The following is a 13208-nucleotide window of genomic DNA, read 5'->3' as shown; positions in this document are numbered from 1 at the left end:
GCCAGAAATGTCGACGCGGGTAGGGCAGTTGGGGTTGTCGTTGCCAGCAGGCGCACGGGAGCGGTCCAGGCGAGTTCCGCCGGCCGGCCACCGTCATGAACGCGCCATTTCGACTGTCGAGGAGGTTGCCCCCGGGGCAACATCAGTTAGGCAGTGTCCTCTTTGTGCCACCTCGCGGAGGCGGTAGTGCTCGCTTGATCCCCGGTTGTGAGGCTGGGACTGCTTCTGTCTGTCCGCGCGTATTCGCAGGCCGGCGCCTTGCATACGGCAGTGCTGGTCCTGTGTCGGCTGAAGGACTCGGTGGCTTGGCTGATTGACGCCGACAAGGATGCCGGGGAAGCGACGGATCATCAGGTCCTGTCGGTGGCCCTTGCTACACCGGTTCCCAGAAGCAGTTCTGCGACGGGCAGATCTGCCGTCGAGGGAGGGGAACACTCATGGCACCCGAGGGATACCACCACGTTCGTGGGCACATCCGCCGCAACCCGCGCCCGCGGATGAGGAAGACCAGCGGCTGGGTGGTCGCCGCGGTCGTGGTCGGTGCCGTGTGGCTGTGGGGGCACGGCACGAGCAGCGCGTCGACCGGAACGGCTCCCACTCACCCCTCGTCCACGGCCAGCGTGGCGGCCAACCACTGATGGGCCGGCGATCACGTCGCTTCCGCGTGCGACCGCCCCGCACGTTGCCGGAGTTCATCGCCTCGGCCGTCATCGCGCTGATCGCCCTCTCGTGGCTGGTCGACGGAGCTCGGTGGTTCGCGACGTATGCGCTTCCCGTGCTCGCAGCCGTGGCTGCCCTGGCGGTGGTGGGTGGGGGCAGCCCGACCGGTCACTCCGATAGGCAGGTACGTCGGGGCAAGGTCACCGGCAACGGCTTCAAGGAGCTGCAGGAGGGCGAGCGGGTGACCTTCGACGTCGAGCAGGGCCAGAAGGGTCCGCAGGCCACGAACATCGTCCGCGGCTGGCACCAAGGCGGCCAGAACTACCGGGAGGCCCTGCCCATCACGGGCAGGGCCTTCGGCGTACCGTCCTGCGTATGAACGCTGACCGCCAGATGCCTGCCAGCTTCACCGAGCCGCCCGCGGACTCCGAGTGAGTGCCGAGCTTCGTCAGGCCTTCGACGAGGCTGGGGTACCGCGCGGCTACTACAACCTCTACGACCGGCCCCTCACCGACTGCACCTGGGCCATGTGGCCCGACGGCGACGGCTGGCACGTCTTCTACACCGAGCGCGGCATCCGGCACCCCGAGGCCCGCTTCGACGACGAGGCCGACGTCTGCCAGCAACTGTGGGAGTGGCTCGCCTGGGCCCGAAAGCCCAAGGGGTAGGCACTGCCGCCTGAGGCAGTGCGGCTAACCGCAGGTGCTGGTGGTAACAGCCCCGACCTTTCGGGCAGCCCGGATCAAACGGAATACCGCCTTGCGGTCGCCGCCGTTCGAGCCCGTATGATCGCTCGGCCACCTGCCTGACCTGGGCCTTCACCGGGGGATCCGATGTATCTGCTCCTGCACAATCTCGCGACCAACCGCTTCGCCCGTCTCGGCGCCGTGCTCGTGCTCGTCCTGGTCCTAGCCATCGTCATCGCGCTGAGCAGCCGGCACACCCACGCCCAGACGAAGACCACGGCCGTACCCGCCTGCGTCAGCCAGCCGGACACTGCAGCCACCCAGGACTGCGTGATCCAGTTGTTCAACTGGTGCAAGGTCAACGAGCCCACCGTGGAGGCGAGCAAGTGCGGCGCGGCTGTGCTCACCGAGGCCGCGATTCAGCGCTGACCGCGCGCTTAGCCGTGCTTGCAGCCGCCCGCGTCACCCCCTTCTACTGGCTCTGCGACAAGGCCGACGTGCCCCGCTGCGCCATCCACGACCTGCGGCACCTCGCCGCCACGATCTCCATCACCAACGGTGTGCCGCTCACCGTGGTGTCCAAGACCCTGCGCCACGCGACCTTGTCCACCACCGCGAACATCTACGCCCACCTCACCGCCCAGGCCGCCCGCCAGGCCGTCGACACCATCGACGACACCCTTGACCGGGCCGACCGCGCCCTCCCGCCGCCCGTCGTGGCACTCCGAGCGGTGCTGCGACCATAGGACGACCACACGGCCGGGCACCGGAACCAGCTGATCGAGCTCAAACCGATTCCAGGCCAGGCCAATTGTGACAGTCGGTCCACGCGGCTGCCGCGGGCCGCGACCACACTGCGACCACCAGGCCCGAAGACAACGAAAAGGCCGTTCCCACCTCTCGGTGGAAAGGGAGTGTCTGGTTTCTTGTGGGTGGTCTGGTGTTCGGTCTGGTCTAGCGGTCGGTGACGCGGTCGCCGTAGTAGCCGGCGAGGCTGTTGATGGCCTGCTTCCAGGACTGGGTCCTGCCGGTGATGTTGGCGTGGTTCTTGATCGGGTTCTGGATCACGAGGTAGAGGACTTTGAGGGCCGCGTCGTCATCGGGGAAGTGTCCTCGGCGGCGTGAGGCCTGGCGGAAGCGCGAGTTGAGGGACTCGATCATGTTGGTGGTGTAGACGACGCGGCGGATCGGGGCGGGGAACCGCATAAAGACGATCACGTGCTCCCAGCTGCGGCGCCAGGTGTCGATCACCGCTGGATAGCGGTCGCCCCATTCCTCCTCGAAGCGGGCGAACCGCTGCTCGGCCTCGTCTGCGGTCTTAGCCGTGTAGACCTCCTTGAGCTGGCGGGCGATGGCTCCCCAGTGCTGCTTGGCCGCGTAGCGCAGGCTGGTTCGGACCATGTGGACGACGCAGAGCTGCACGTCGGTCTGGGGCCAGACGTCGTTGATGGACTCCGGCAGGCCCTTCAGGCCGTCGCAGCAGGCGATCAGGACGTCCTGGATGCCGCGGTTGCGCAGTTCGGTGAGCCAGGTCATCCACTGCTTGGCGCCCTCGCCGCCGGTGCCGACCCACATGCCGAGCACGTCGCGGTCGCCGTCGAGGTTGATGCCGACCGCGATGTAGACGGGCTTGTTGGCCACGGCGCCGTCGCGGATCTTGATGTAGATGCAGTCGATCAGCAGGACCGCGTAGACGCGGTCGAGCGGGCGGGTGCGCCAGGCGGCGAGGTCCTGGGCGACCTGGGCGGTGGCACGGGAGACCAGGTCGCGGGAGACCTCGATGTCGTAGACCTCGGCGAGGTGGGCCTGGATCTCACCCGTCGTCAGGCCCTTGGCGTAGAGGGAGATGATGGTCTCGGAGAAGCCGTCGACGCGGCGGGAGTGCTTGGGCACGATCTGCGGGGTGAAGTTGCCGGCCCGGTCGCGGGGGATGTTGATCTGGACCGGGCCGACCTGGGAGAGCACGGTCTTGCGGCTGGTGCCGTTGCGGTGGTTGCCCGAACCGGCGCCGGCCGAATCGCCCTTCTCATAGCCGAGATGTTCGGCCATCTCGGCCTCCAACGCTCCTTCCAGGACCAGCTTCACCAGCCCGGTCAGCACCCCGTTCTCCCCGACCAGCTGCAGACCCTCGCGGCGGGCGCGTTCGATCAGGTCTTCGGCCAACTCCCGGTTCTGCTCGGTCGCGATGCGCGCCAACTCCGCCCCCGTCTGCACCTGGTGCTCGTTCTGGTGGGGGCTCTGCTCGTTCGTGGTGCCCATGGGTGATCCTTCCCGGCAGAGAGGTCATCTCATGCCATCTCGGGCCACACCAGACCAACCACAAAGTTCAGGACAGTCCCGGTGGAAACGGCCTCCGAAGTGCGAAAACGCTGGTCGGGACGACAGGATTTGAACCTGCGACCCCTTGACCCCAGCTTGGGCTGGAGGGCCGTTGGGTACTGCATTACTGTCGTGGCGTCAGATGCGGTCTGAACGGGGGTTCGTCGGTGCGGGACCAGCTTCTCGGCGGCCGGTATCGGCTGATCCGCCTGCTGGGCGAAGGCGCCATGGGGCAGGTTTGGGAGGCGCATGACGGCACCCTGGAGCGCCCGGTCGCGGTGAAGGTAATCACCCGGTTGTCCGGTGGCGGCAGCCAGGGGGACAAGGCGCGGACCCGTTTCCTCCGCGAGGCACGCATCACTGGCCTGCTCCAGCATCCCAACATCGTCACGGTCCACGACCTCGGTGAGACCGACGGCCAGGACGGCAAGGCGCCTTTCCTCGTGATGGAGCTGGTCCGAGGTGAGGGGCTCGACTTGGTGCTGAGCCGGGGACCGGTCTCCCTGGCTCAAGCGGCTGAATGGAGCGCCCAGATTTGTGACGCCCTCGCCGAGGCGCATCGGGCAGGCGTGTTGCACAGGGACATCAAGCCCTCGAACATTCAGGTCATGCCCTCGGGAGCGACCAAGGTCCTGGACTTCGGCATCGCACGGGCGGCTGATCCCTACGCGACCGCGGACAGGCTCACCCAGACCGGCTTCATCGTCGGAACCCCTCCGTACATGGCACCGGAGCAGGCGCGCGGGAACCCCGAGGCACGCAGCGACCTGTACGCACTTGGGTGCCTGCTCTTCGAGATGATCACCGGCTCCCTGCCGTTCCAAGCCCCTGACCCAATTGGCTACATCGCGGCGCACCTCACTCAGGAACCGCCCGCCCCCAGTACACTCGCCATGGAGATCCCGCCCGCTTGGGACGATGTCGTCCTGACCCTGCTGCGCAAGGATCCGCGCGAGCGGTACGAGAACGCAGCCGCGGTCGCCCGGGCATTGCGACAACTCGGGCAGGAACCATGGCACCCGCCTACTGTGGTGGACATCCCGGACGTAGTCGCTGAGCTCGCTGCCGCACGCAGGGCCCAGAACGGGCACCTGGCCACGGCGCTCCGGCGGCTCGAGCTCCGGCGTACGCTTGAGCGGGGCGCCCTGGACTCAGTCGCTGAGCTTGCTGGCGCACGCAGGGGCCAGTACCGGTACCTGAGCACGCTGCTGCGGCGGTTCGAGCACCGGCGCATGCTCGATCACAAGCATGCGCAAGAGGAGCGGCAGCAGCCGGTCCGGTCGGAGGCCTGGGAACAAGACCGTCAGAGCGGTGATCACCAGTCCACGGCAGGGGCTGCCGGGGACTCCTCGCTTCAGGAACAGACACAGGAGCCGGTCAGCCAGGTGTCCCCGAAGAAGCCCGGCGTTCAGACGCCGCCGGGCCAACCCAAACCGAGGGAGCCCGTGACACTCCTCCACTCCCCGGAGGCATTGCTGAAAAGGGGAAGAGAGCGGGACGGAGGATACCTAAGCGGTTGGTTCGCTGCGTTCCTCCTGCTGCTCGGGACAGTCAGCCCGCTTACCGTGGACTACGCCCTCCACCAGGGGCATCTCCCTTATTGGGGCGCGTACCTGGTAGGTGGCCTTTTCGCCGGCGCCTGCCTTTTCGCGCTGATTCTGCGTTGCGTGGCATGGCTGAGGGCACCGCACCTTATGTCTGACCGCGTCACCTTGGACGACGAGAAGATCATCGTGGCCCAGGGCACGCAGACCTTCACCGTGCGCTGGGAGAGCCTCTCGCAGGTCCTACTAGACGGCTTTGGGGATCGGATCGTCGTCTGGTTTTGCGATGAGCGGGTAGCGAAAGAGAGCCACCTGGTCGAGGTCCCGGGCTTGAGGGGCGGGAAGGGCCGTCTGCTGTACGCCTACGCCAAACATGGGCAAGACCCACAGAAGCTGGAAGCCAACCAGCTGCGCCCAGAAGTGCTGAGGTACGCCGGAGCCCTCTGCCAGTGGGTTCTCGCTTCAGAATGATCGCGAGAGACGTCGCAGGCAGATGATCGAGCAGGCGAGTTCGAGCGGGCCCTGGTGAAGGTCGACTCCCTGATCTGGAACGAACGCCACCTGCGCCGCGCACTGTACGAGTTCGAGCGGCATCACAACGCCCTTCGGCCCCACCAGGCGATGAACCACGCGGCACCTCTGCGAGCATTGCCCGAACCACTCGAACCAGGGCAGATCGCCCGCTTGGAGATACGTCGGAGAGATTGCCTCGGCGGGGTCATCCACGAGTACCGACATTGCGGATGCCGAGAAATCGTCCGGCCAGGTCAAGGCCGTGATCGCTGGGTTGCCTTGGTTGGCTGTTCGGTGGCGGGAGGGCGGCAGGATGCTCTTTCGTGCTACTGCGCCTGGTCTACCTTGCTGCCACCAACGCGCTTGCCCTGCTGCGCCGGCTGCCGGTGAGTGAGCGGGAGAAAGATGTGGAAATGCTGGCCCTGCGGCACCAGCTGCTGGTCCTTCAGCGTCAGGTCGACAGGCCGGTGTTCACCGATGTCGACCTTGCGGTTCTGGCCGGGCTGCTCCACCAGCTGCCGGGGAGACTCCGCCGCCTCCTGCTGCTGGTCCGCACCGGACACGATCCTGCGCTGGCATCGGGACCTCCTTCCCGGTATAGAGCACGAACAGGATGCTCTGCACGCACAGTCAGTCAGGTACGGGCTTGGGTGCGGGCGACAGCTGGGGCCAGGTCGGCAGCATCGGCTCGACCATCGCCCACCTTGGTGGGGCTCTGATGGTTCGCAGTTCTCAGGATTCTCATGGAGATGGGAGGGCTTTGGAGTCTGCGTCGAGGTAGCCCTGTCGCTGTGCCATGTCGGCAACTGCGCGGTCAGTCCAGTGTTCGCGCTCGGAACGGGCTCGCAGCATGCCTCCGCGAAATCGCCAACTGCCTTAGGCGGCAAGGATTTGGTGCGGCGGAACGGCGCGTTGGTAACCCCGGCTCGCTCCGGGCTCGTGTCGTAAGACCTGGTGTAGAATCCGCGGATCTTCGCGGGTTCGTCCGGGCGGGCTTTTCCTTCAACTATCGCGTGGGAGACTATTCGATTAGAGGAGCAGCACGGTCCTGGCCAACCCAACCTCAGAGGTGTGTTTTGAGAATTTCGTTCGACACGACAGCCGACTCCTTCGAGCAGGTGCTCCAGGTCATCAAGGCTGCGTACGGCGTCGATGTAACCCTCGAAGGGACACCAGGGCCAACGCATCTCCATGAGTTCGGGTCCGTCGTTGTCGAGTCGGATTCCGCACAGGAACAAGGATCGGCGCCGCAACCCGAAGTTGCTGCGCTGGCCCAGCAGTCGGTCGCCGCAGTTGAGGAGCCCGCTGCTGAGGCTGCTGCGCTGCCGAAGCGCGCGCGTTCCGCTTCGGCAGTTACGGCTCCAGCCAAGAAGGCTTCAACGGCGAAGTCCGCGGCCAATAAGGCTGCTGCCATGAAGGAAACCGCGAATCTGGCGAAGGCAGACGCAGCGGTGGCGGGGGAGGAGGGCCAGAGTGCGCCTGCGAAGAAGACCACTGCGAAGAAGTCGGCGGTCAAGAAGGCCCCAGTCAACAGGGCAGCTGCCAAGAAAGCGGCCTCGAAGAAGATGAGCGCCCCGCGGCCCCAGCGGGCGACGGAGGAAACGACCGCTCCCAAGGCGGTTCCCGGACGTGGCAGGGGCTCCCGCGCCGTGGCCGTCAAGCCGCAGGGCGCACAGGCGGGCGCCAGGCCGGAAGCGAAGCTGGTGCGCGCGTGGGCGCGTGAGCAGGGTTTGGATAACGTTCGGGACCGTGGGACGCTGCCAGCGTGGCTATACGAGCAGTATGTCGCTGCGCAGCCCTGACAAGACTCGCGGCAACGAGGGCTTGGGGTTGTTGGTCGTGCCTCGATGGTGGATGTCAACGGTCCCGGCCGGGGGCGCGCCGCACAGGCTACTACGCACCCGCATCCTTGACGGAGCCATCAGCCAGTACAAGTACGTAGCTTGAGCTGCAGCCATGACTTTTCGGTCAGCAGGCCCACAGGATCCAGACGTCGGCGGCGTTGATGCCGACGATCTCCTCGCCCTGCGGGGCGCGGCCGATGTGGGCGCCAAAGTTCTCGGCGCCGAACAGAAATTCTTCGCAACAGATCCTACGAGGCAGGATGGGTCGAGCACGGGGATCCCCGCCCCGACCACGGGCCCCTGCTCGGACCGGGCTCCGGAGGTGGACCCAGGGGCTCTGCGACGGCGGCGTGCGCTCCGGACATCCGCCCAGCGCGGTGGCTTCCTGTCAGGAACCGAGTGTCGCGAATCCGCCGACCGGGGCGCCGTATCCGATGTGGGCGGCGAGGGTCACCACGGGGGTTCCGGGCCCGTAGTTGAGCATGAGGAAGCCTGGCGGTTCCAGCAGGGCGACGTCGGGCGCGGTGGTCAGCGGGGTGCCCATGCGGGGATCGGTGAGCGGCAGCAGGACGCCGACCAGCGCGGTCCCCGCGAAGATCCTATGGGCCAGGCCGAAGAGGGCGCCGAGCCACCATGCGCGTCAGTCCGAGTTCGCTCGCGGCGCGAAGGGCGGTGGTGAGTACGAGGGTGCCGACGAAGCCGCCCGCCGCGATTCCGGCCGGGTTCACGAGTTTGCCCGGACCAGGTGCTGTCTCGTTCGGACACCAGCCCAGCGTGTAAGGCGCTACGTTCATCACCACATACGAACGGTTTGACTGGCGTCGACTGTGCTCGGCCGACTGCCACGAGGGGAGCAACCAGATGACTGGGGTGTCCAGGGCACGCCGAGGATTGTTGTGGCTGGGCGCGGTCGTAGCCGTGGCAGTGTCGTTGGGCCTCCTCGCACTGATCGTCATGAGAGACCTGAACACCGCGTCCCTCGCCGCCAGCGTGGTGGGGGCGATCGCGGGCATCGCGGGCGCGGCCTTCGCCGCGATCGCGCTCCTGCGAAACCCTGACGCTGGCAGCGCTGCCGGGACCCGCCGTGTCTGGGCGGGCGAAGGCGGCATCGCGGCCGGCGGCGACATCACCGGCAACGCCTTCGGCACCAACTCCACCGTCAAAGTTTCGGGATCCCGCCGACGTGGCGCTGCACAGCCCGACCAGAGCCACCGTGACGTCAAGGCTGGCCGTGACGGCATCGTCGCTGGAGGCGACATCACCGGCAACGCCATCGGCGAGGGCGGCCGCATCGAATGACCCCCTTCCCGTGGCGTCGCCGCCCCAAGATCACGCACTGCGACGCGGCTCCGGATGGCAGCGTTAAGGCGACGCCCGTGGCGGAGCGCGTCGAAGTGCGCGCCAAGCCGGGCGGTGCGGCGGCCGGCCGCGACGTGAAGGGCAACGCCTTCGGCGACAACTCCTCGGTCACATACATCGAGGAGCGGCATATCCACAACCACCCGCTGCCCGCCGAGGCGGTGTCCTGGCCGGTGCAGGTCGGCTCTGTTCCGGCGCTGGCGTCGGCGTTCCAGTCGCGCGCCGAACTACGTCTCAGGGTCGACGCTGCTCGCTCTCATGGTGAGACTGTGGTGTTGACGCAAGTTCTGTCCGGAGGCGGCGGGGTCGGCAAAACGCAGTTGGCCGCGGCGTATGCGGCCGAGGCCATGCATGGCGGCGCCGACCTGGTGGTGTGGGTGCCTGCGGGTGAGGAGCACACGGTCGTCACCGGCTACGCGGGGGCTGCGTCGCGTGTGCGTGCCCCGGGAGCAACCGGCGAGGACTCCGTCGGGGATGCGCGGGCGTTCCTGGACTGGCTCGCCACCACTCACCGGCGGTGGCTGGTGGTCCTTGACGACATCGCCGACCTTCAGGCGGTGCAGGCGTGGTGGCCAGCCAGCCATACTGGCACGGGCTGGGTGCTGGCCACGACCCGGTTGCACGACGCGCGGTTGACCGGAGGCGGGCGCCGGCGTGTCGACGTCGACGTCTACACGCCGGACGAAGCCGTGGCTTACTTGAGGAGCCGTCTGGACGGCGACGGCTTGGTGCACCTGCTCGACGAGCACGCTGGTGCATTGGCCGAAGCCCTCGGACATCTGCCACTCGCGCTCGGGCACGCGGCGGCCTACATGATCAACCTGGACGAGACCTGTACCCGCTATCTGCGGCTCTTCAACGACCGCATCCACACCCTGGACCAGCTGCTCCCACGCACCGCTGACACCGAGGGTTACGGACGCGCCATCAGTACCACCTTGCTTCTCGCTCTCGACGCCGCCGATCGCGCCCACCCGCACGGCCTGGCTACTCCGATGTTGCGTCTGGCCGCGCTCCTCGACCCCGCGGGCCATCCCGAAGATCTCTGGACCACCCCTGCCGCCCTCACCCACCTGACCACCCACCGACACCCGGTCAACGTGCAGGAAGCAGCGCCCATTACACCCGAACAAGCCCGCACGATGCTGCGGACCTTGCACCGCTACGCCCTGCTCAGTGTCGACGCTGGTGCCGGCTCGCGAGCGGTGCGGATCCACGCGCTCACCGCCCGCGCAGCCCAGGAAGCCACCTCCGACAGTGCGCTGCCTGACCTCGCTGCGGCTGCTGCGGACGCGCTCGCGCAGGTCTGGCCCGAGCCGGACCGAACTTGGCCTGCTCTCGCTATCGAGCTCCGCTCTAACACCGACGCGCTTCGCCACCACGCCGGCGACCTCCTGTGGCGACCCGAGGGCCACGCGATCCTTTTCCGGGCAGGCGACAGCCTCCTGGACGCGGGTCTGTCAAATGCAGCCGTCGGCTACTGGCAGCGCATGGAAGCCGATGCACGTCGGCTGCTGGGCGCCGACCACCCTGACACCCTGACAGCATGCGGCAGCCTCGCCATCTCCCTTCGGGACATGGGGCGGCTCGAGGAGGCGGCGGCGCTCGAGATGCGGGTGTTGGCGGACAGTAACCGGTTGCGGGGCCCGGACCACCCCTCAACCGTGACCGCCCGCGCCAATCTCGCGGTCACCTACCATGCGGCGGGTCGGCTGGGGGAGGCGATCGAGCTGCAGGAGGCGGTGCTGGCAGATTGTGAGCGGTTGCTGGGCCTTGATCACCTGGACACTCTGCTCGCTCGGGCCAATCTCGCCGCCTCCTACAAGGAGGCGGATCGGCTGGGGGAGGCGATCGAGCTGCAGGAGGCGGTGCTGGCTGATCGTGAGCGGTTGCTGGGCCTTGATCACCCCCACACTCTCCTCGCTCGGGCCAACCTTGCCGTCTGCTACCGATCGGCGGGGCGGCTCGAGGAGGCGATCGCTATTCACGCGCGGGTACTGGCGGATCGTGAGGCGCTGCTGGGTCCCGACCACCCCGACACCCTGACTGCCCAGGGGAACCTTGCCGCCTCCTACCAGGCGGCCGGGCGGCTTGAGGAGGCGATCGCGATTGAGGTGCGGGTACTGGCGGACCGTGAGGCGCTGCTGGGCCCCGACCACCCCGACACCCTGCTCGCTCGCGCCAACCTCGCGGTCACCTACCAGGCGGCAGACTGCAGCAGCATGGCAGTCGACCTCAAGGAACGCGTGCTGGCAGACAGTGACCGGCTGTTGGGCTCAGGCCACCCCGACACCATCCGTGCTCGCGGCAACCTCGCCTACTCCTACGTGAAGGCTGGCCGGACCGAGGAAGCGGTCGAGCTGCTGGAGCAAGAGGCGGCGCACCGGGGGCGGTTGCAGGGGCCCGACCACCCCTCCGCGTTGCTCGCACGCAGCAACCTCGCCGGCACCTACCAGCTAGCGGGACGAACCGCGGATGCGATCGAGCTGCATGAGGCGGTGCTGGCGGACCGCGAGCGGTTGCTGGGCCCTGACCACCCCGACACCCACAGCACCCGAGTCAACCTCGCCGCCTCCTATCAGAAGGCGGGGCGACTCGAAGAGGCCATCGACCTGCTGGAGCGGGTGATCGCGGATAACCAGCCGCTCCAAAGTCCCGGCTACCGCCCCGGCCCACCCGCATCCTCACCTGGTCCGGCACCAACGGAGTGACACTCTGCGGGTGCCGATAAATCATCCGGCCAGGGCACCCGCAGAGCGGGCGAGAGACGCCGCACGCAGCCGAGTTCATCCCGCGCGGCGCCCCCGTGGTTGACCTCATGGCCGCGCTTCAGGCGAGCATCGCCGACATCGTCGACGACATCAAGGTGACGGTGTGGGTGCCGAATATTGCGTCCATGCAGCTCAAAGTGCTTCTGTGCTCCGGACCTGACCCGTCCGGCATGATCGCGTCTCGTGCTCTTGCGTTTCGCCTACTTCGCGGTTTCCCACGGCTTTGCGGCCATTCGCCTGCTTGGGATGAGCGACCGACAGAAGGATGTCGAGATCCTGGCCCTGCGTCACCAGCTCACGGTCCTGCAGCGGCAGCTCGGCAGCGAGCGTCCGAGATTCCGGCCGGAGGACCGGGCGTTCCTGGCAGCGCTGCTGTCGGGAGTGCCACGGCAGGTGCTGCGTAGGATCCGGCTGTTGATCAGCCCGGACACGGTGCTGCGCTGGCATCGTGACCTGATCGGCGTCGCCACGCTCGCGCCAGTGCCTGGCACCGCCCGGGGCGTCCGCGCACGATCGCCTCGGTCCGCCGTTTGGTTCTGCGCATGGCGCAGGAGAATCCGTCGTGGGGCTACCGCCGTATCCACGGTGAACTCGCCGTCCTCGGCATCCGGTTGGCGGCGTCCACGGTGTGGGAGCTCCTCCGATCCGAGGGCATCGACCCCGCGCCGAATCGCTCAAGCGTCACGTGGCCGGACTTCTTGCGTGCGCAGGCCGAGGCGATCTTGGCGATGGACTTCATCGAGACCGTCACGCTCACCGGGCAGCGTCAACACGTCCTCGCCGCCATCCACCACGCGAGCCGCAGGATCCGGATCCTCGGCACCACCGCGCACCCGACCCATGCCTGGGTCACCCAAGCGGTGCGGAACCTGCTCATGGACCTCGAGGACGCCGGCCAGCTCGCCTCAGTCCGGTTCCTGATTCGGGACCGGGACGCCAAGTACCCAGCCATGATGGACCAGATCCTTCAGAGCGCTGGCATCGCGACAGTTCTGACAGGCGTACAGGTGCCGCGGATGAACGCGGTCATAGAGCGCTGGGTCAGGACGCTCAGGACCGAACTCCTCGACCGCACTCTCATCTGGAACGAGGCCCACCTGCGTTGGGTTCTATGGGTCTACGAGCGGCACTACAACCACCATCGCTCACACCGGTTTCCTGGTCGGCGCCGCACCCCTGAGGGCCCTCCCCGCGCGGCTCGAACCGCACCAGATCGAACGCCTGGACATACGCCGGCGCGATCGACTCGGCGGAGTCCTCCATGAGTACCGGCGCGCCCCTTGAGCTGCACGGACGGGAATTTCGGCACCCACAACCTTCACCTACCGGCTCTACAAGGCGAGCACCGCCCGCATCGTCGGCGGCGCGAGCAACCAGTTTGACGGTCACCGTCCACTAACGCACAGCCGAAGACCGCGGGCCCGCACCAGATAGCAAGTCGGTGCGAGCCCCGCGGCGCGGTGGGGGAGGTGTAAGCCTTGATCGAACTGGAATCCGCACTTCTGGAAGCGG

Annotated in this window: 10 protein-coding genes and 3 pseudogenes; 11 read left to right on the top strand and 2 right to left on the bottom strand. The window is 67.4% G+C overall.

Features of this window, described 5'->3' with window-relative positions:
* Window positions 1-437: 437 nt before the first annotated feature.
* The 5 genes and pseudogenes from DN069_RS28070 to DN069_RS42460 all read left to right on the top strand — a co-directional run bounded on the left by DN069_RS28070 (window position 438) and on the right by DN069_RS42460 (window position 2092).
* Complete coding sequence (locus DN069_RS28070; protein ID WP_111503036.1) at window positions 438-638, top strand: hypothetical protein; 201 nt, start codon at window positions 438-440, stop codon at window positions 636-638.
* Between the two features lie 137 nt (window positions 639-775).
* A pseudogene (locus tag DN069_RS42950) lies at window positions 776-955 on the top strand (cold shock domain-containing protein); the annotation flags it as partial.
* Between the two features lie 136 nt (window positions 956-1091).
* Complete coding sequence (locus DN069_RS28060; protein ID WP_111505586.1) at window positions 1092-1328, top strand: hypothetical protein; 237 nt, start codon at window positions 1092-1094, stop codon at window positions 1326-1328.
* A 165-nt stretch (window positions 1329-1493) separates the two neighbouring features.
* A complete protein-coding gene (locus DN069_RS40375) occupies window positions 1494-1775 on the top strand; it encodes a hypothetical protein (protein WP_165845674.1) in 282 nt (93 codons plus the stop codon).
* A gap of 14 nt (window positions 1776-1789) precedes the next feature.
* Window positions 1790-2092, top strand: a complete 303-nt coding sequence (locus DN069_RS42460; protein ID WP_165845673.1) for a tyrosine-type recombinase/integrase — start codon at window positions 1790-1792, stop codon at window positions 2090-2092.
* Between the two features lie 208 nt (window positions 2093-2300).
* Here DN069_RS42460 and DN069_RS28050 read toward each other — a convergent pair whose 3' ends face one another.
* On the bottom strand, window positions 2301-3605 hold the full coding sequence (locus tag DN069_RS28050; protein ID WP_165845672.1) for an IS256 family transposase: 1305 nt from the start codon (window positions 3603-3605) through the stop codon (window positions 2301-2303).
* 227 nt (window positions 3606-3832) lie between these two features.
* Here DN069_RS28050 and DN069_RS28045 point away from each other — a divergent pair, with 227 nt between their 5' ends.
* The 3 genes and pseudogenes from DN069_RS28045 to DN069_RS39545 all read left to right on the top strand — a co-directional run bounded on the left by DN069_RS28045 (window position 3833) and on the right by DN069_RS39545 (window position 7524).
* Window positions 3833-5680 carry a serine/threonine-protein kinase gene (locus tag DN069_RS28045; protein WP_243639821.1) on the top strand — a complete coding sequence of 616 codons (1848 nt, stop codon included), beginning with the start codon at window positions 3833-3835 and terminating at the stop codon, window positions 5678-5680.
* A gap of 365 nt (window positions 5681-6045) precedes the next feature.
* Window positions 6046-6313: pseudogene (locus DN069_RS41890) on the top strand (integrase); the annotation flags it as partial.
* 485 nt (window positions 6314-6798) lie between these two features.
* On the top strand, window positions 6799-7524 hold the full coding sequence (locus tag DN069_RS39545; protein ID WP_133260063.1) for a hypothetical protein: 726 nt from the start codon (window positions 6799-6801) through the stop codon (window positions 7522-7524).
* 430 nt (window positions 7525-7954) lie between these two features.
* Here the strand turns inward: DN069_RS39545 and DN069_RS41885 are convergent, their stop codons facing one another.
* The gene (locus DN069_RS41885) at window positions 7955-8110 is read right to left on the bottom strand and encodes a hypothetical protein (protein WP_243639820.1); all 156 of its coding nucleotides are present in this window, start codon (window positions 8108-8110) and stop codon (window positions 7955-7957) included.
* 317 nt (window positions 8111-8427) lie between these two features.
* On the opposite strand from DN069_RS41885, the gene DN069_RS28025 reads away from it, so the two are divergent.
* From DN069_RS28025 to DN069_RS28015, 3 genes and pseudogenes are all read left to right on the top strand, one after another.
* Complete coding sequence (locus DN069_RS28025; RefSeq protein WP_133260062.1) at window positions 8428-8865, top strand: hypothetical protein; 438 nt, start codon at window positions 8428-8430, stop codon at window positions 8863-8865.
* 77 nt (window positions 8866-8942) lie between these two features.
* Entirely contained in the window at window positions 8943-11636 is a 2694-nt protein-coding gene (locus DN069_RS28020) for a tetratricopeptide repeat protein (RefSeq protein ID WP_165845671.1), read from the top strand.
* A 243-nt stretch (window positions 11637-11879) separates the two neighbouring features.
* A pseudogene (locus DN069_RS28015) lies at window positions 11880-12980 on the top strand (integrase core domain-containing protein).
* The last annotated feature ends 228 nt before the right edge of the window (window positions 12981-13208 follow it).

Origin of the sequence: Streptacidiphilus pinicola, from assembly GCF_003258295.1 — a bacterium.
Classification (GTDB): domain Bacteria; phylum Actinomycetota; class Actinomycetes; order Streptomycetales; family Streptomycetaceae; genus Streptacidiphilus; species Streptacidiphilus pinicola.
Note: the sequence above shows the minus strand (reverse complement) of the source record. Positions and strands in the feature narration are given on the sequence as shown.

Bases quoted from the DNA above. Each gene is read 5' to 3' on its own strand.
- DN069_RS40375 (WP_165845674.1), top strand. From the start codon at position 1,494: ATGTATCTGCTCCTGCACAATCTCGCGACCAACCGCTTCGCCCGTCTC.
- DN069_RS41885 (WP_243639820.1), bottom strand. From the start codon at position 8,110: ATGGGCACCCCGCTGACCACCGCGCCCGACGTCGCCCTGCTGGAACCG.
- DN069_RS28070 (WP_111503036.1), top strand. From the start codon at position 438: ATGGCACCCGAGGGATACCACCACGTTCGTGGGCACATCCGCCGCAAC.
- DN069_RS28025 (WP_133260062.1), top strand. From the start codon at position 8,428: ATGACTGGGGTGTCCAGGGCACGCCGAGGATTGTTGTGGCTGGGCGCG.
- DN069_RS28050 (WP_165845672.1), bottom strand. From the start codon at position 3,605: ATGGGCACCACGAACGAGCAGAGCCCCCACCAGAACGAGCACCAGGTG.